Raw genomic sequence first — 16,611 nt, 5'->3', positions numbered from 1 at the left:
GAAAAAACCGCGCTACGTTTTGCGTAGCGCGGTTTTCAATGCTCTGGCGGAGAGGGAGGGATTCGAACCCTCGGTACGGAAACCGTACGCCTGATTTCGAGTCAGGTACATTCGACCACTCTGCCACCTCTCCGCAGTGTCGAACTTGGCATTCTAGCAACATTGCGGCGCGCTTTTTCGTAACGTTGTTTGCCCGCGCTTGTTCGCTGTGGCGCGCGTGATTAACCTTGCGGGCACAACCAGGCCCACAAGACCGCCACCCATGCACGCACCGACGATCGAACCGGAAACCGATTCAGCGCCATCCGTCGCCTCCGCCCCTGCTCCCGCACCCAATACACCCGCATCCACCTACACCGGCGCCGCGCTGCTCGCCGCCGCGGGCGGCCTGCTGAGCGCCTGCGGCGGGGGCGACGGGCCCTCGCCCGGCCCGGGGCTCAATCCCCCATCATCGCCCGTCCCCGCCACCGACAAGCCCACGTCGGTGCGTGATGCGGCGCGCTTTCTCACGCAGGCCACGCTGGGCTACACGCGCGCCGACCTGGACGCGCTGATGAGCGCGGGCTCGTTCACCGGCTGGCTCGACACGCAGTTTGCGCTGCCGCGCAGCGCCTCGCACTTCGACTGGCTCACGGCCAAGGGCTATGGCGACGCGGCCAACATCTTCAGCACCAAGGGGCTGGACAACACCATCTGGCGCAAGTTCATCGCCAGCCCCGACGCGCTGCGCCAGCGCGTGGTGCTGGCCCTGTCGGAGCTGTGCGTGGTGTCGGTGCTGGGCATCAATTCGTCGTGGCCCCAATTTGCCGTGGGCAGCTACCTGGACGTCCTGGAAGCCAACGCCTTTGGCAACTACCGCCAGTTGCTGGGCCAGATCAGCCTGAACCCGGCCATGGGCTATTTCCTCACGTTTCGCGGCAACGTCAAGGCCAACCCGGCCACCGGCAGCCAGCCGGACGAAAACTACGCCCGCGAGCTGATGCAGCTGTTCACCATCGGCCTGTTGCAACTCAACCCGGATGGCAGCGTGCAAAGCGCGGGCGGCAAGCCGGTGGAGACCTACAAGCAGGCCGACGTGAGCGGGCTGGCGCGCGTGTTCACCGGCTGGGACCTGGACAGCTCGGGCCTGACCAGGCCCTACCCGCCCGAGATCATGCGCCGCCCCATGGTGCAGGTGGCCAGCCGCTACGAGACCGGCGCCAAGTCATTTCTGGGCGCGACGGTGCCGTCGGGCGCCACGGCCACCGACAGCCTGAACAGCGCGCTGGACACCTTGTTCAACCATCCCAACCTGCCCGTGTTCGTGGGCCGGCAGATGATCCAGCGGCTGGTCACCAGCAACCCCAGCGCGGCCTACGTCACGCGCGTGGCCGCTGCCTTTGCCAACAACGGCGCGGGCGTGCGCGGCGACATGAAGGCCCTGCTGACGGCCATCCTGCTCGACCCCGAGGCGCGCGACGCCAGCGTGGCGGCCGCGCCCAACTTCGGCAAGCTGCGCGAGCCCGTGACGCGCTTTCTCAATTGGGCGCGCAGCTACGGCGTCACCTCCACCAGCGACACCTGGGCCATCGGCGACTTGTCGGACCCCTCCAGCCGCCTGGGCCAGAGCCCGATGCGCTCGCCCTCGGTCTTCAACTTCTTCCGTCCCGGCTATGTGCCGCCCGACACCAGCTTTGCCACCCAGGGCCTGACGGCGCCCGAGTTCCAGATCACCAACGAAGTGACGGTGGCCGGCTATGTCAACTACATGCAGCAGGTGATCGGCAACTCGGTGACGGGTGACATCAAGGCCGATTACGGCACGCTGACGCCGCTGGCCGCCACGGCCAGCGCGGCGGCCCTGGTGGCCGAGATCAACCAGGTGCTGGCCGGCGGCGCGCTCTCGGGCGCCACGCTGGGGCAAATCCAGTCGGCCGTCGAATCGGTGGCGCCCAACACCGCCAACGGGCCGCGCAACCGCATCTTCATCGCGCTGACCCTGGTCATGGCGTCGCCCGAATTCATTGCCCAGAAGTGAGCGCCCGATGTCCGACTTTGCACGCATCCGCCCCGACAACGCCTCGCGCCGCGTCTTCTTGCAACGCGCCTCGGCGCTGTCCATTGCCGGCAGCGCCGCACCCTGGGCGCTGTCGCTGTCGGCCATGGGCGAGGCAGCGGCCCAGACCGCCACGGACTACAAGGCGCTGGTGTGCGTCTTCCTGTTCGGCGGCAACGACTACGCCAACACCCTGGTGCCCTACGACCAGGCCAGTTACGACGCGCAATATGCGCTGCGCAGCAATCTGCGCATCGACCGCAGCGCGCTGGCGGCCAATCTGCTCAAGCCCGGCACGGCACTGCCCGGCGGGCGGCAATATGCCCTGGCGCCGGGGCTGGACCCGTTGGCACCTCTGTTCAACGCCGGACGGATGGCGGTGCTGCTGAACGTGGGCACGCTGGTGCAGCCCACCACGCTGGCGCAGTACCAGGCGCGCTCGGTGCCGCTGCCGCCCAAGCTGTTTTCGCACAACGACCAGCAGTCCTACTGGCAGTCGTCCTCGCCCGAAGGCGCCACCTCGGGCTGGGGCGGGCGCATGGGCGATCTGTTTGCGTCGGGCAATGGCAACGCCACCTTCACCAGCATGGGCGTGTCCGGCAACGCGGTGTACCTGGCCGGCAAGAGCGCGGTGCAGTACCAGGTCACGCCCAATGGATCGGTGGCCGTGCGGGGCATTGCCTCGCCCTTGTTCGGCTCGGCCGCCGCATCGTCGGTGCTGCAGTCGCTGATGACCGGCGCGCGCAGCCAGAACATGGAAAACGAATACGTGCGCGTCTGCCAGCGCTCGCTGAACGCCAACGCGCAGTTGAGCAGCGCCCTGGCCAGCGTCAACCTGGCCACCGCGTTTCCCAGCGGCAACAGCCTGGGCGACCAGCTCAAGGTGGTGGCGCGCCTGATCGCCGCGCGCGGCGCCCTGGGTGCCAAGCGGCATGTGTTCTTCGTCTCGATCGGCGGCTTCGACACGCACGACAGCCTGCTCGACACCCACCCCGCCCTGATGGGCCGCGTGGGCCAGGCGCTGGCGGCGTTCCATCAGGCCACGGTCGAGCTGGGCGTGGCCGAGCAGGTCACCGCCTTTACCGCCTCCGACTTCGGGCGCACCCTGGTCAGCAACAACGGCGGTTCCGACCACGGCTGGGGCAGCATGCACTTCGTGCTGGGCGGCTCCGTCAAGGGCGCGGCCTTCTACGGCAATGCCCCGGTCATCGCCAGCGGCGGCCCCGACGACGTGGGCCAGGGCCGCCTGCTGCCCAGCGTGTCGGTGGACCAGTACGGCGCCACCTTGGCCAGCTGGCTGGGCGTGTCCAACACCGACCTGGCCAGCGTGCTGCCCAACCTGGGCAACTACAGCACACGCAATCTGGGGTTTGTATGAGCTACTGGCCCGGGTCGATGGGCAAGAAATCCGCTCCTTCGCTCAGCGGCGCATGGCGATAGGTGGCGGGCGTGCGGCTGAGCTTGACCGGCGCGCCCAGGCCGGTGTAGGCGCCCATCTTCACCACCATCTCGCGGTGCAGCGTGTGCGGATGCGTCAGCGCCTGCTCGACGTTCAGAACGGCGGCGGCGGGCACGCCGATGGCCATCAGCTCGTCGGCCAGGCGCGCGCCGTCGGCCTGCCTCAGGGCCGCCTCCAGCACGGCTTTCAGCTCGACGCGGTGGACCGAGCGCTGGCCGGCGCTGGCAAAGCGCGCGTCCTGCGCCAGTGACGCCTGGCCGATGTGCTGGCACAGCAGGGCGAATTGTCGGTCGTTGCCCACCGCCAGAAACACCGGCGCGCCGCCCGTGTGGACCACGTCGTAGGGGTAGATGTTGGGGTGCGCGTTGCCGGTGCGCTGCGGCAGCTTGCCGCTCATGAACCAGTTGGCCGCGTGCGGGTGCAGCAGCGACAGGCCCGAGTCAAACAGCGCCGCGTCGACGAGTTGCCCCCGGCCGCTGGTGGCACGCTCGTGCAGCGCCAGCAGCACGCCGATGACGGCGTTCAGCCCGGTCACCATGTCGACTACGGGCAGGCCCACGCGCAGCGGATCGCCGCCGGCCTCGCCGTTGATGCTCATCAGGCCGGCCAGGGCCTGGATGGCCGCGTCGTAGCCGGGCAAGGCGCCCAGCGGGCCGTCGGCGCCAAAGCCCGTCACTCGGCACCACACCAGGTGCGGCAGCTCCTGCTTCATCTGCTCGTAGCCGATGCCCCACTTCTCCATGGTGCCAACCTTGAAGTTTTCCAGCACCACGTCGGCCTGCGCCATCAGCGTGCGCACGCGCTGCTGGCCTTCGGGCGACGCCAGGTCGAGAAACTGGAGACGCTTGTTGCGGTTGAGACCGAAGTAGTACGACGCCACGCCGTCCCTGAAGGGCGGGCCCCAGGTGCGCGTGTCGTCACCCTGCGGCGGCTCCACCTTCAGCACGTCGGCGCCATGGTCGCCCAGAATCTGGCCGCAGTAGGGCCCGCCCAAAATGCGTGAGAGGTCGAGCACCCGAACGCCGGCCAGAGCGCCTGTCTTGTGTTGCATGGCAATCTCCCGGCCTCAGTCGAGTTGCACGCCCGACTGCTTGACCACCTTGGCCCAGGCATCGACTTCCTTCTTGATGAACTGGCCCAGGTAAGCGGGCGAGTGCTCGGGCGCGGCCTCCAGCCCCTGCTTGGCAAAGCTCTGCCTGACCTTGTCGCTGGCCAGCGCCTGCACGAAGGCCTGGTTCAGCAGCTTGACGCGGTCGGCCGGCGTGCCCTTGGGGGCGACCACGCCAAAGAACACGCTCACGTCATAGCCCGGCAGGCCCTGCTGGGCGATGGTGGGAATGTCGGGCATGGCGCTGGAGCGCTTGGCCGTGGCCACGCCCAGCGCCTTGACCTTGCCCGACTGGATGTAGGGCATGGCCGTGAGGATGTCGGTGAAGGTCATGTCCACCTGGCCGGCCAGCAGGTCATTGAGCGCCGGGCCTGTGCCCTTGTACGGCACGTGGATGAGCTTGGTGCCCGCCATCTCGTTGAACATCACGCCGGCCAGGTGCGATGAGGCGCCGTTGCCGGAGGACGCGTAGTTCAGCTTGCCCGGATCGGCCTTGTCCTTGGCGATCAGGGCCTGCACGCTGTCCACGCCCAGACTCGGGCGCACCACCAGCACGTTGGGCAGGTAGCCGACGTAGATCACGGGCTCGAAGCTGGTGCGCGGGTCGTACTTGAGGCCCTTGTACAGACTGTGATTGATGGCCAGCGGCCCCGAGGTGCCGAACAGGATGGTGTAGCCATCGGGCTTGGCGCGCGCCACGGAGTCGGCGCCGATGTTGCCGCCGGCGCCGGCGCGGTTGTCGACGACGACGCTCTGGCCCAGCTCCCGCGTCAGCTCGGTGGCCAGCAGGCGCGCCATGGCGTCGGTGGGCCCGCCGGGCGGAAACGGCACGACGAAGCTGATGGGGCGGTCGGGGAATTTTTCTTGCGCCAGCACGGGCGCGGCCGCGACCAGGGCGGCGGCGACCATCAGGCCGAGCAGGCTGCGTTTGAGGATGGGCATGTTTTGTCTCCGGTTGCGGTTGGGATGATTTGGAGTGCCGGCATCGTGCCGGCACGGGGCAGGAAGCCGGCAAGATGCCGGCGCTCCCAGGTCAGGGCAGCCACTCGGTGGGCACGCCGCCTGTATTCAAGGGGTCGCGCGGCAGCACGCGGTGGACCAGCACCAGCTGCGACAGGCGCAGGCGCTCTTGCGAGCCGGTCTTGCACGCCTCCCAGGCCATGGCAATCGCCGTGGTGCAGTTGTACAGGGCCGTGGCGGCCTGGCGCACCCACTTTTCGCCATGCTCGGCCACGGCGCGCTCGGCCAGCTGCACGGCGCCGGCCAGGGCGTCGGTCAAGGCCTGGCGGTAGGCCGGCGTGATGCCCTGGGTGTCCTTCAGCAGGCCATGCAGATAGTCCTGCAGCACCGGCAGCGAGCCCTCGCGCTTGATGGCGCGCTTCACGTCCAGCGCCACGATGTTGCTGGTGCCCTCCCAGATCGAGCCCAGATGCGCGTCGCGCACCAGGCGCGGGTCGGCCCATTCCTCGATGTAGCCGCAGCCGCCGCGCACCTCCATGGCGTCGCCGGTCACCTTGCGCGCGTCGCGGCAGGCGCGGAACTTGATCAGCGGCGTGAGGATGCGCAAGAGCGCATAGGCCGTCTTGTCGCCAGCGTCAGAGCGCGTCAGCGTCTGCGCGGTCTGGAACACCATGGTGCGCGCCTGCTCGGCCGGCACGCGCAGCTTGTCCAGCTGCACCTTCATCAGCGGCAAGTCCTGCAGGCGATGCTTGAAGGCCCAGCGCTCGCGGGCGATGTACTCGGCCTCGGCCACGGCGCGGCGCATCATGCCGGCCGAGCGCATGCCGTTGGACAGGCGCGAGTTGTTCACCATGTCGGCGATCTGCACGAAGCCCCGGCCCTGCTCGCCCACCAGGTAGGCCACGGCGCCTTCCATGCGGATCTCGCCGCTGGCCATGGAGCGCGTGCCCATCTTGTCCTTCAGGCGCACGATGGTGTAGTGGTTGGTGCTGCCATCGTCCAACTGGCGCGGCAGCAGGAACAGCGAGATGCCCTTCATGCCGGGCGGCCCGCCCTCGACGCGTGCCAGCACCATGCCAAAGCCCGCGTCGGGGTTGGAGCAGAACCATTTCTCGCCATACAGGCGCCAGCTGCCATCCTCCTGCGGGTAGGCCGTGGTCAGGGTGCCCGCGATGTCCGAGCCCGCGGCCTGCTCGGTCATGAACATCGAGCCCTGCACGGCCGAATCAAAGTCCATGGCCAGCAGCGTCGGCAGGTACTTGGCGACCAGCTTTTCCTCGCCGTACTTGCGCAGCGTGCGCGTCAGCGAATCGGTCATCGACAGCGGGCAGCACAGGCCGAACTCGGACTGCACGAACAAATAGGTCAGCGCGTACTTGACGATGGCCGGCATCTTGCCCTTCCAGCCCAGCATGTCGTCGCGGTGCGAAATGGCGGCCAGGCCGAACTGCTGGAACGCAATTTTTTCCATCTCGACATAGGCCGGGTGCTTGACGATGCGCTGCACCTCCTTGCCCGAGCGGCTGCGCATCTCCAGCGTCGGCGGGTTGCGGTCGGCCTGAAGCGCCCAGTCATCGACGGCGCCGCCGGCCAGCTCGCCCATGCGCTCGAAGTAGGGCTGCAGGTGGGCGTACAGCTCGGCTGGCAGGTACAGCGCCAGCAGCTGCTGCAGCTCGGGGTCCTCCAGGTAGTTGTTGACGTGGCCGCGGTCGGGCACGGGGTGGGCGGCGGCGCTGGCTTGGGCCAAGGCGCTCATCTGGGTCGGGTCATTGGCGGACATCGGTGTCTCCTGGCTGCGTGATGGCCCGATTGCAGCACCGCTGCCAATTCAAGTCCAATATCAATAAAATCTTTGTCCATACACAGTGCCTATTGCAATCATGGAACTGCGACTGCTGAACTACTTCGTGACCCTGGCCGAGGAACTGCACTTCGGCCGCGCCGCGCAGCGCCTGTGCATCTCGCAGCCGCCGCTGTCGGTGGCGATCCGCCAGCTCGAGGACGAGCTGCAGGCCCGTCTGTTCGAGCGCAACCCCAAGGGCGTGCGCCTGACCGAGGCGGGCGAGCACCTGCTGGTCAAGGCGCGCCAGCTGCTGGCGCTCAGCCGCCAGGCGGCGCAGGAGACGCGCGACGTGGCGCGCGGCACCACTGGCCACCTGCGGCTGGGCTTTGTCGGCTCCAGCCTGTACCGCGGCCTGCCGCAGGCCCTGCAGCGCCTGCAGCAGTCGCACCCGCGGGTGCGCGTGGACATGCTGGAAGCCAACAGCGCCGAGCAGCTGCTGGGTCTGCAGCAGCTGCGCCTGGACATGGCGCTGGTGCACTCGATCCAGCCGCCGGCGGGCATTGCCAGCCAGCTGATCGTGGCCGAGCCCTTCCTGGCCTGCCTGCCCGAGGGCCACCGCCTGGCCCACGCCCGCACGGTGGACCTGGCCGCGCTGAAGGACGACCGCCTGATCCTGTTTTCCAGCCTGGTATCACCCGCCTACCACCAGCGCATCTACGAGCTGTGCCTGGCGCACGGCTTTGCGCCCGAGCTGCGCCACGAGGTGCGTCACTGGCTGTCGGTGCTGGCGCTGGTGTCGCTGGGCCAGGGCGTGGCGCTGGTGCCCGCGGCGTTGCGGCGCGTGGGCCTGCCGCACCTCAGGTTCAGGCCGCTCAAGGGCACGCAACCGGCCTCGGAAATGCTGGCCATGTGGCGCCAGGCGCCCGCCAATCCGCTGGTGCAGGCCCTGCTGGCCCGCCTGCGGCAGGAAGCCGGCAAGCTCGATCAGGCGCCCAGGACCTCGGCGCCCCCCAGATAGGGCCGCAGCGCCGCGGGGATGCGGATCGAGCCGTCGGCCTGCTGGTGGTTCTCCAGCACGGCCACCAGCGCGCGGCCCACGGCCACGCCCGAGCCGTTGAGCGTGTGCACCAGCTCGTTCTTGCCCTGCGCGCTCTTGAAGCGCGCGTGCAGCCGGCGCGCCTGAAAGGCCTCGCAGTTGCTGACCGAGGAGATCTCGCGGAAGGTGTCCTGCGCCGGCACCCACACCTCCAGGTCATAGGTCTTGCTGGCGCCAAAGCCCATGTCACCGGTGCACAGCAGCACCACGCGGTAGGGCAGCTCCAGCTTTTGCAAGACGGCCTCGGCGTGGCCCACCATTTCTTCGAGTGCGGCGTCGCTGCGCTCGGGGTGGGTGATCTGCACCATCTCGACCTTGTCGAACTGGTGCTGGCGGATCAGCCCGCGCGTGTCGCGCCCGGCTGCTCCGGCCTCGGAGCGAAAGCAGGGCGTGTGCGCGGTGAGCTTGATGGGCAGATCGGCTTCGGCCAATATCTCGTCGCGCACGCTGTTGGTGAGCGAGACCTCCGAAGTCGGGATCAGGTACAGCGGCTCGCCCTCGCCTTCCTGTCCGCCCTTCTTGGCGGCAAACAGATCGGCCTCGAACTTGGGCAGCTGGCCGGTGCCGAGCAGCGTCTCGGCGTTGACGATATAGGGCGTGTAGCACTCGGTGTAGCCGTGCTGCTGCGTATGCACGTCCAGCATGAACTGCGCCAGCGCCCGGTGCAGTCGCGCGATGGGCCCGCGCATGAAGGCAAAGCGCGCGCCCGACAGCTTGGCCGGGGTGGTCTCGAAGTCCAGGCCCAGGGCCTGCCCAGATCGACGTGGTCGCGCACGGCAAGTCGAAGGCACGCGGCCCGTCGGCCATGAGGACTCCAGCGGCGCACCTCGACGTTGGCGCCTTCGTCGGCGCCCACCGCACGGCTGGCGTGCGGCAGGTTGGGCACGGCCAGCAGCAGCGCGTTCAGCTCGGCCTGGATGGCGTCCAGCCGCGCGGCCGAGGCGTCCAGCTCGTCCTTGATGCCGGCCACGCGGCCATCACGTCGTCGGCCGATTCGCCCTTGGCCTTGCGCTGGCCGATCTGCTTGTTGGCGGCGTTGCGCTCGGCCTGCAAGGCTTCGGTGCGGGTCTCGATGGTCTTGCGCTCGCTCTCCAGCGCGGTGAAGGCGGCTTCGTCCAGATAAGGCTGCGGATTCTTGCGGGTGGCCAGACGCGCCAGCACGGTGGCGCCCAGGTTCTGCGGAGCAAACCGGATCAAGCATGGGGTGATTGTAGGGGCCGGCGGTCTGGGTCAGCCGCCAGCGTATTTCAGATAAATGTCGATCCAGAGCCCGTGTATCAAGCGCGAACAGCTATATAAATGATAGTTTTCGATCGACTCGAACGCCCATCAGCGTAGATGCTCCAGCCGACGCTCAGCCTCGCCGGATCACCGAAGGCTTGAGACCTTGGGCAGAGGGAACTTCATGGTCTCGGGCGTACTGCCCAGCTTGCGCACCGAGCTCACGCCCAGCTCGTCCAGGCGCGCGAGCACCTGGCGCACCAGGATTTCGGGCGCCGAGGCGCCGGCCGTCACGCCGATGCGCGGCTTGCCCTCGAACCATTCGGCGCGCAGCTCGTCGGCCCCGTCGATCATGTAGGTGGTGGTGCCCAGCTTCTGCGCCACCTCGCGCAGGCGGTTGGTGTTGCTGCTGGTGGCGCTGCCCACCACGATCACCACGTCCACCTGGCGCGTGAGCAGCTTCACGGCGTCCTGCCGGTTTTGCGTGGCGTAGCAGATGTCCTGCTGCTTGGGCTCGCGGATCAGCGGAAAGCGCGCCTTGATGGCCGCCATGATCTCGGCCGTGTCGTCCACGCTGAGCGTGGTCTGCGTGACCACCGCCAGCTTGTCGTGCTGTGCGGGCTGGATGCGCGCCACGTCCTGCACGTCCTGCACCAGATGAATGCCCGCGTCGAGCTGGCCCATGGTGCCTTCCACCTCGGGGTGGCCCGCGTGGCCGATCATGATGAACTCATAGCCCTCGCGGTACAGCTTGGCCACTTCCACGTGCACCTTGGTCACCAGCGGGCAGGTGGCGTTGAAGACGGTGAAGCCGCGCCGCTCGGCCTCGGCCTCGACCGACTTGGGCACGCCATGCGCGCTGAACACCAGCGTGGCGCCGGCCGGCACCTCGGCCAGGTCCTCGATGAAGATCGCGCCCTTGGCCTTCAAATCGTTCACCACGTAGGTGTTGTGCACGATCTCGTGGCGCACGTAGATGGGCGCGCCGAACTTGGCCAGCGCGCGCTCGACGATCTCGATGGCGCGGTCCACGCCAGCGCAGAACCCCCTGGGTTCGGCCAGAACCACTTCGGCGGCGCTGAAGACTTTTGAATCGCTCATAGCACGCCGATCAGCTGCACCTCAAAGGTGACGGGCTGCCCCGCCAGCGGGTGATTGAAGTCCAGCCGCAGCGCGCCGTCCTCGCGCACCGCGCGCACCACGGCGCCGATCTGGCCCTCGCCACCGGGGGTGGGCAGCTGGATGATGTCGCCCACGGCGTAGTGCTCGTCGGGGTCGCCCAGCTCGTTGAGGTCCTTGCGCGCCAGCCACTGCAAAAAGTCGGGGTTGCGCTCGCCATACGCCTCGCCGGCAGGAATCTCGAACACCGTGCGCGTGCCCTCCTCCAGCCCCAGCAGGCGCTGCTCCACGGCAGGCGCCAGTTCGCCCGTACCCAGCGACAGCGTGGCCGGCCGACCGGCAAAGGTGTTGATGACATCGCCCTGCGGGCCCGCCAGGCGGTAGTGCAGGGTCAAAAAGGAGGCGGGTTCGACGCGGGGCATGGCAATGGACTTGGAAAACCCATGATTTTAGGAAACGCCGTGGGTCGGGCGGTGTTTGCGGGTACTGGGCAGCAGAACAGCCGGACGAAGAGGACGCAAAGGTTTCGCAAAAGACGCAAAAGAACTTCTTTGCTTTGTCTGTTTTGTGTCCTCTGCGTATTTTTTGCGTCCTCTGCGTCCGGCTGCCTCCGGCTGTTCGGTTGCCCCACCCCGCCCTTGCTATGCTGCCCCCATGCCCCTGAAAGACCTGCCCCCCGACGCCCGCCCGCGCGAGAAGCTGCTGGCGCGCGGTGCTGGCGCCCTGGGCGATGCCGAGCTGCTGGCCCTGCTGCTGCGCACCGGCCTGGCAGGCAAGAGCGTGCTGCAACTGGCGCAGGAGCTGCTCGATGAATTCGGCGGCATCGCCGGCCTGCTGCACGCCGGCGCGGACGACCTCAAGCGCGTCAAGGGCCTGGGCGGACCGGCCAAACGCGCCGAGCTGGTGGCGGTGCTGGAGCTGGCGCGCCGCGCGCTGGCCGAGCAGCTGCGCGAGCGCGCGGCGCTGGATACGCCCCAGGCCGTCAAGCACTATTTGCAATTGCAACTGGCCGCCCGCGCGCACGAGGTGTTTGCGGTGCTGTTTCTGGACAGCCAGCACCGCCTGATCGCGCTGGAAGAACTGTTTCGCGGCACGCTCACGCAAACCAGCGTCTACCCGCGCGAGGTGGTGCTGCGCGCCCTGCACCACCAGGCCGGTGCCGTGGTGCTGGCGCACAACCACCCCAGCGGCAGCACGGCGCCCAGCCGCGCCGACGAGGCGCTGACGCAGACGCTGAAGGCCGCGCTGGCGCTGGTGGACGTGCGCGTGCTCGACCACGTCATCGTCGCGCCGGGGCAGGCCTTGTCGATGGCCGAGAAAGGCTTGATATGAAGGCCAAGTCGCTCCAGGACCTGAAGGCCATGCGCCAGCAACTGGCCGAGGCGCAGAAGCGCGCCACGCAGGCCGCGGCCGAACGCGCCCGGGCCGAACAGCAGGCCCGCGCCGACCAGAACCTGTTTGCCCGCGCCATCGGCCCCACGCAGCCGCTGCGCGCCCATGGCCGCGTGGTGCATGTGCCGCCCCCGGCGCCGCCCGAACCGCGCCAGCGCGCCCTGGACGAGCAGGCGGTGCTGCGCGAGTCGCTGTCCGACGAATTCGACGCCAGCACCCTGCTGCACGTGGACGAGCACCTGAGCTTTCGCCGCCCTGGCATCGGCCCCGACGTGACCGCGCGCCTGCGCCGCGGCCACTGGGCCGTGCAGGGCCAGATCGACCTGCACGGCCTGCGCGTGGATGAAGCGCGCGAAGCCCTGGGCGCGTTTGTGCGCGACGCCGTGCGCGCCGGCCTGCGCTGCGTGCGCGTGGTGCATGGCAAGGGCCTGGGCTCGCCGGGACGCGCGCCGGTGCTCAAGGCCAAGGTGCACGGCTGGCTGATCCAGAAAAAGGAAGTGCTGGCCTTCGTGCAGGCCAAGCCGCTGGAGGGCGGTGCGGGCGCCCTGCTGGTGCTGCTGGCGCAGCCAGCGCGCTGACCCCTGGCCGGCACGCGGGCGGGACAGCCGCCGGTCAACTGGTCGGTGAGTCCTCGGCGTCATCCGCACCGTCTTCGCCGTCGAACTCCGGTATGCCGAAGTCCAGCCGCAGCGGGTCCCCGTAGTCACGCCGGATGTTGATGCTGCTCTTCTCGCCCACGGCCGCCAGGTGCTTCTTCAGCCAGCGGTTGGCGGACTGCCGGCCCAGCTCGAACAGGCGCTCCACGGTCTGCGGCTCGGGGGTCGTCTTGCTGGCCGGCGCCAGCTCGTCCAGCACGCCGTCGCCGCCGATGCGGTGCATGCGGATGCGCCGCAGGCCCGGCTGCGCCGCACCGCTGTCGATCAGGTCGTTGACCAGCCCGATGGTGCGCATCTGCGCGATCAGGCTGGCGTTGAAGGTCAGGTCGTCGATGCGTGCGGCAATGTCGCCGACGGCAGCCGGCGTGCCGCGCCGGCGCAGCGGGTTAATCTGCACCAGCAGGATGTCGTCGGTCTCGCCCATCTCGATCAGGGGCTGCAGCGCCGGGTTGCTGGAGTAGCCGCCGTCCCAATAGGTCTTGCCATTGATCTCGGGCGCATGAAAGAGCTGCGGCAGGCAGCACGAGGCCATCACCGCGTTGGCCGTCAGGCGCTTGCCACTGAAGATCTCGGCCCGCCCGGTCTCCACCTCGGTCGCGGCCACGAACACGCGCGGCTGCTGCAGGCGCGCCACGCCGTCGAAGTCGATCGCCTCGGTCACCAGTTGGCGCAGCGGGTTGTAGTCCAGCGGGTTGGATTGATAGGGCGACACGCGCCCCCAGGCGCCCGGCAGGGCCCCCAGCATCAGGCGTGCCAGCCGGCCCGGTCCTTCGCTCATGGCGCCCAGGTTCATCACGCGGCGCCAGATGTGCGCCAGCGCCACCCGCGCTTCCTCGGCCGGCTCGGCTTCGCTGCCTTGCGCGCGCGCCCAGCCATGGCCCACGGCGACGGCGTTGAGCGCGCCCGCACTGGTGCCGCTGATGCCGGCAAACTGCAGGCGCCCGTCGGTCAGCAGCGCATCGAGCACGCCCCAGGTGAACGCGCCGTGCGCGCCGCCGCCTTGCAGCGCCAGATGAATCTTCTTTGTTTCGTTGCTCACAAGTCGATTGAATGGTGGAGACCGTTCAAAGCATAGGGCGTTTGACGCAATTGCAAGAATTTGGCGACCGAGAGCCGACTCTAAGTCGCGGTTTCACCCAGTAACGTCGGCCGCCCACGCAGCGCCGCACGCATTGGTGCATGTCCAGTCGCAGCCTTTCGTGGCAAGCGATGCGCGCTCCGGAACCGAGAGTAAGCAGGCGTGTGCGTGGTGCTGTTTCAGGATGGGCCCGCGCCGCTGCATCGGCACCACAGACCGCTGCGGCGCTGCGCGCATCTCAGTTGTCCATGGCGCTGCGCGCCACCCGCAGCCGATGAAACCCAAAGTGTCCGAAGGCCGCGGAGCAGGCCGCGCCCGCGATCGCCGCGGAAGGGCTTGGCCCGCCCGCTGGCGATGCCCCCGGACGGGGGTAGGCGAAACATCGCGCAGCGAGTGGAGACTGGGGGTGTTTCATCTCACCGGCTGCATCACCCGCAGCAGCCGATCGGGTTCACCCGGGCCGGGCACGGCAATCAGACGCGCGGCCACGTAGCTGCTTTGCGATTCGGGCTCCAGCGCGGCGGTGACCAGGCCCGCCAGGGGCTGCGCCAGGCTGACGTACCAGCCGCCGGCCGGCAGGCGCCGCTGCTGGGCCTGCAGCTCCACCTGTGCCTTGACGATGCCGCCCTGGTCCTGGATGGCGCCGCGGCCGTCTTGCCGCTGGCCGGTCTCGACGCTCTTGAACTCATAGCGCTCCACGCTGATCGGGCGAGCGCTGGCCATGGGTTTGACTTGCACGCCCAGCAGCCGCAGCGTGCGCACGGCGGCGCCCTCGCTGGCGGCCAGCCAGTAGCCGCAAGGCCGTGCGCGCTCGCGCGTCACCTGCAGCGCAAGCGCCGAGCGCCAGTCCACCGGCACGCTGCGGTCCTGACCGGTCTGGGCGTCGATCAGCGTCAGCTCGCGCGGCTCGGGCGTTTGCTGCGCGGCCACCACAATCTGGCCCTTGCAGGCCTGGGCGGCCACGGCGCGGTCGGCGTGCCGGGACAGCGCCACCAGGGCGGGGCCATCGTGGGCCACCTGCTCCAGCAGCGCCTGCGCGGCCACCACGTGCGACTGCACGCGCCGCGCCAGGTTCTGCTTGCCGATGCCGTAGCCGCGCGTCTCGTGCAGGATGCTGACGGCGTTGCGCAGCCCGCCGATGTTGCGCCAGGTGTCGGGCTGCACACCGCCCATGGCCACCGGCGCGTCGGGCTTGGCCGTGGTGGTGTGGTACCAGAAGTCGCTCAGGCCCTGGGCCTGCACGGCGCGGCGGATGGCGGGCAAAAAATCATCCATGCCGGCGGCGTAAACGCCCGCGTCGAGGTTGCCGGTGGTGGCCGCCTGCAGCAGCACGTCGTACTTGGTCCAGGCGCCAAAGCGCGTCACCCAGCGCTCGCCGGCGGTGAACTCGTGCATGTCCAGCACCACCTGCGGGCGATAGCGCGCCGCCACGCGGGCCACGGCGCGCGCCTCGGGCGTGCGCAGCAGCAGGTGGTCGCGGTTCATGTCGATGTCGCCCACGGCGGTGGATCGCTGGAACAGCGCCGCGCCGTCCGGGTTGGCGCGCGGCAGCACCACCACGTTCACGCGGCGCAGCATCTCGGCGAATTCGGGGCTGCTCCAGCGCTCGAGCAGCACCAGGATGGCCTCACCCGGCGCCGGCTCGTTGCCGTGCTGGTGCGCCACCAGCATCAGCGTGGGCCTGTCGGGCTGCCAGCGCCCCTGGTGCGCCAGCAGCACCAGCGGCAGCGCGCGGCCCTGGCCGCTTTCGCCCACGATCTCCAGGTGCACCGAGGGGCGGCCCACCAGCGCCTGCAGGCGCGCCATCATCTGCGCGTGGCTGGTGAAGTCGATCTGCCAGGGGTCGAACGCCGGGGTGTGGAACTGCACCGCCGGCGCCGCAAAGCGGGCGTGCACGGGCGGCGGCTCGGTGTGCACGCGGGCCGGGTCGAACTGGGCCCAGGCGCCGGTGACGGCCAGCAGCGCCGCCGCGATGGTGAGGCACTTGAATCGGGCGATGCCCATGAAAGTCTCCTTGAGCGTTTGCAGGTGGCCAGGGCCGCACCCGCCGCCGGTGCTCGGCCGTTCAGGGCGCGGCCGGAGCGTCCGCGCCCTCCTCGGGCCAGTCACGGATATAGGCCTTGAGCATCTGGTTCTCGAAGTTCTGGCTGTCCACCACGGTCTTGGCCACGTCGTAGAAGCTGATGACGCCCATCAGTTGCTGGCTGTCGATGACCGGCAGGTAGCGCGCATGGCGGCCGATCATCATGCGGCGCACCTCGTCCAGCTCGGTCTCCAGCGTGCAGATCAGCGGGCCCGGGTCCATGCTGCGGTACACCGACAGGCCGGCAAACGAGCCACCGTTCCTGACGGTGGCCTGGATCACCTCGCGAAAGGTCAGGATGCCCACCACGCGCCCGTGCGCGATCACCACCAGCGAGCCGATATCGTTGTCAGCCATCACCTGTGCGGCGTCTGCCAGGCTGTGCTCGGGCGTGATGGTGTACAGGGCCTGGCCCTTCAGGCGCAAGATGTCGCGGACTTTCATGATCGAAAGAATATAGCCCACAATCGGCCGCTGCCCAGTACAGCGACGCGGAAGCAGAGGGACAAAATGAAAGTGATGAATTCGCGCCCAGGGCAAGGCGCAAACCGCAGCGATAGCCGGTGCTATCGCGAGGATTTGCAACGCCGCCATGGGTGCGAAGTCGCGCTTTCATGTTTC

Annotated in this window: 13 protein-coding genes, 1 tRNA gene and 1 pseudogene; 5 read left to right on the top strand and 10 right to left on the bottom strand. The window is 68.8% G+C overall.

Translation table 11 applies throughout. The features are described from left to right. Positions 1 to 44: 44 nt before the first annotated feature. Positions 45 to 133 (bottom strand) — tRNA-Ser (locus U1F38_RS03435). Between the two features lie 129 nt (positions 134 to 262). Between U1F38_RS03435 and U1F38_RS03430 the strand changes: the two genes are divergently transcribed. Both U1F38_RS03430 and U1F38_RS03425 read left to right on the top strand, forming a co-directional pair. Beyond that, positions 263 to 2,017, top strand: a complete 1,755-nt coding sequence (locus U1F38_RS03430) for a DUF1800 family protein (RefSeq protein ID WP_409985638.1) — start codon at positions 263 to 265, stop codon at positions 2,015 to 2,017. Positions 2,018 to 2,024: 7 nt separating this feature from the next. Beyond that, a complete protein-coding gene (locus U1F38_RS03425) occupies positions 2,025 to 3,413 on the top strand; it encodes a DUF1501 domain-containing protein (protein ID WP_409985637.1) in 1,389 nt (462 codons plus the stop codon). Position 3,414: 1 nt separating this feature from the next. Here the strand turns inward: U1F38_RS03425 and U1F38_RS03420 are convergent, their stop codons facing one another. The 3 genes from U1F38_RS03420 to U1F38_RS03410 all read right to left on the bottom strand — a co-directional run bounded on the left by U1F38_RS03420 (position 3,415) and on the right by U1F38_RS03410 (position 7,342). Further along, positions 3,415 to 4,545 (bottom strand): CaiB/BaiF CoA transferase family protein, encoded by a 1,131-nt coding sequence (locus U1F38_RS03420; protein ID WP_409985636.1) that lies wholly within the window; start codon positions 4,543 to 4,545, stop codon positions 3,415 to 3,417. A gap of 15 nt (positions 4,546 to 4,560) precedes the next feature. Next, positions 4,561 to 5,544: a Bug family tripartite tricarboxylate transporter substrate binding protein gene (locus tag U1F38_RS03415; RefSeq protein ID WP_409985635.1), complete on the bottom strand. Its 984-nt coding sequence runs from the start codon at positions 5,542 to 5,544 to the stop codon at positions 4,561 to 4,563. Between the two features lie 91 nt (positions 5,545 to 5,635). Further along, positions 5,636 to 7,342, bottom strand: a complete 1,707-nt coding sequence (locus U1F38_RS03410) for an acyl-CoA dehydrogenase family protein (protein ID WP_409985634.1) — start codon at positions 7,340 to 7,342, stop codon at positions 5,636 to 5,638. A 100-nt stretch (positions 7,343 to 7,442) separates the two neighbouring features. Here U1F38_RS03410 and U1F38_RS03405 point away from each other — a divergent pair, with 100 nt between their 5' ends. Further along, entirely contained in the window at positions 7,443 to 8,363 is a 921-nt protein-coding gene (locus tag U1F38_RS03405; protein WP_409985633.1) for a LysR substrate-binding domain-containing protein, read from the top strand. Here the strand turns inward: U1F38_RS03405 and serS are convergent. The 3 genes and pseudogenes from serS to U1F38_RS03390 all read right to left on the bottom strand — a co-directional run bounded on the left by serS (position 8,330) and on the right by U1F38_RS03390 (position 11,203). After that, positions 8,330 to 9,638, bottom strand: a pseudogene (serS, locus tag U1F38_RS03400) (serine--tRNA ligase). The gene U1F38_RS03405 and the pseudogene serS sit on opposite strands and share 34 nt — an antisense overlap. 171 nt (positions 9,639 to 9,809) lie before the next feature. Beyond that, entirely contained in the window at positions 9,810 to 10,763 is a 954-nt protein-coding gene (gene ispH / locus U1F38_RS03395) for a 4-hydroxy-3-methylbut-2-enyl diphosphate reductase (RefSeq protein WP_409985632.1), read from the bottom strand. After that, positions 10,760 to 11,203: a peptidylprolyl isomerase gene (locus U1F38_RS03390; RefSeq protein ID WP_409985631.1), complete on the bottom strand. Its 444-nt coding sequence runs from the start codon at positions 11,201 to 11,203 to the stop codon at positions 10,760 to 10,762. Before U1F38_RS03390 ends, ispH begins: the two co-directional genes overlap by 4 nt. Positions 11,204 to 11,435: 232 nt before the next feature. Here U1F38_RS03390 and radC point away from each other — a divergent pair, with 232 nt between their 5' ends. Next, positions 11,436 to 12,113, top strand: a complete 678-nt coding sequence (radC, locus tag U1F38_RS03385; protein WP_409985630.1) for a RadC family protein — start codon at positions 11,436 to 11,438, stop codon at positions 12,111 to 12,113. After that, the gene (locus tag U1F38_RS03380) at positions 12,110 to 12,751 is read left to right on the top strand and encodes a Smr/MutS family protein (RefSeq protein WP_409985629.1); all 642 of its coding nucleotides are present in this window, start codon (positions 12,110 to 12,112) and stop codon (positions 12,749 to 12,751) included. Before radC ends, U1F38_RS03380 begins: the two co-directional genes overlap by 4 nt. A gap of 34 nt (positions 12,752 to 12,785) precedes the next feature. Here U1F38_RS03380 and U1F38_RS03375 read toward each other — a convergent pair whose 3' ends face one another. The 3 genes from U1F38_RS03375 to U1F38_RS03365 form a co-directional block, all read right to left on the bottom strand. Further along, positions 12,786 to 13,868: a patatin-like phospholipase family protein gene (locus tag U1F38_RS03375; RefSeq protein WP_409985628.1), complete on the bottom strand. Its 1,083-nt coding sequence runs from the start codon at positions 13,866 to 13,868 to the stop codon at positions 12,786 to 12,788. A 450-nt stretch (positions 13,869 to 14,318) separates the two neighbouring features. Then, entirely contained in the window at positions 14,319 to 15,911 is a 1,593-nt protein-coding gene (locus tag U1F38_RS03370; protein ID WP_409985627.1) for a M14 family metallocarboxypeptidase, read from the bottom strand. Between the two features lie 61 nt (positions 15,912 to 15,972). Next, positions 15,973 to 16,434 (bottom strand): CBS domain-containing protein, encoded by a 462-nt coding sequence (locus U1F38_RS03365; protein WP_409985626.1) that lies wholly within the window; start codon positions 16,432 to 16,434, stop codon positions 15,973 to 15,975. Positions 16,435 to 16,611 lie beyond the last annotated feature (177 nt).

Origin of the sequence: Ottowia sp. (genome assembly GCF_046348305.1) — a bacterium.
In the GTDB taxonomy this organism is placed as follows: domain Bacteria; phylum Pseudomonadota; class Gammaproteobacteria; order Burkholderiales; family Burkholderiaceae_C; genus Ottowia.
This window is presented reverse-complemented; position numbering and strand designations above follow the sequence as displayed.

What these genes read in the sequence shown, in the direction of transcription:
- U1F38_RS03430 (WP_409985638.1), top strand. Translation starts at nt 263, where the DNA reads ATGCACGCACCGACGATCGAACCGGAAACCGATTCAGCGCCATCCGTC.
- U1F38_RS03365 (WP_409985626.1), bottom strand. Translation starts at nt 16,434, where the DNA reads ATGAAAGTCCGCGACATCTTGCGCCTGAAGGGCCAGGCCCTGTACACC.
- radC (WP_409985630.1), top strand. Translation starts at nt 11,436, where the DNA reads ATGCCCCTGAAAGACCTGCCCCCCGACGCCCGCCCGCGCGAGAAGCTG.
- ispH (WP_409985632.1), bottom strand. Translation starts at nt 10,763, where the DNA reads ATGAGCGATTCAAAAGTCTTCAGCGCCGCCGAAGTGGTTCTGGCCGAA.
- U1F38_RS03390 (WP_409985631.1), bottom strand. Translation starts at nt 11,203, where the DNA reads ATGCCCCGCGTCGAACCCGCCTCCTTTTTGACCCTGCACTACCGCCTG.
- U1F38_RS03410 (WP_409985634.1), bottom strand. Translation starts at nt 7,342, where the DNA reads ATGTCCGCCAATGACCCGACCCAGATGAGCGCCTTGGCCCAAGCCAGC.
- U1F38_RS03380 (WP_409985629.1), top strand. Translation starts at nt 12,110, where the DNA reads ATGAAGGCCAAGTCGCTCCAGGACCTGAAGGCCATGCGCCAGCAACTG.
- U1F38_RS03370 (WP_409985627.1), bottom strand. Translation starts at nt 15,911, where the DNA reads ATGGGCATCGCCCGATTCAAGTGCCTCACCATCGCGGCGGCGCTGCTG.
- U1F38_RS03425 (WP_409985637.1), top strand. Translation starts at nt 2,025, where the DNA reads ATGTCCGACTTTGCACGCATCCGCCCCGACAACGCCTCGCGCCGCGTC.
- U1F38_RS03420 (WP_409985636.1), bottom strand. Translation starts at nt 4,545, where the DNA reads ATGCAACACAAGACAGGCGCTCTGGCCGGCGTTCGGGTGCTCGACCTC.
- U1F38_RS03415 (WP_409985635.1), bottom strand. Translation starts at nt 5,544, where the DNA reads ATGCCCATCCTCAAACGCAGCCTGCTCGGCCTGATGGTCGCCGCCGCC.
- U1F38_RS03405 (WP_409985633.1), top strand. Translation starts at nt 7,443, where the DNA reads ATGGAACTGCGACTGCTGAACTACTTCGTGACCCTGGCCGAGGAACTG.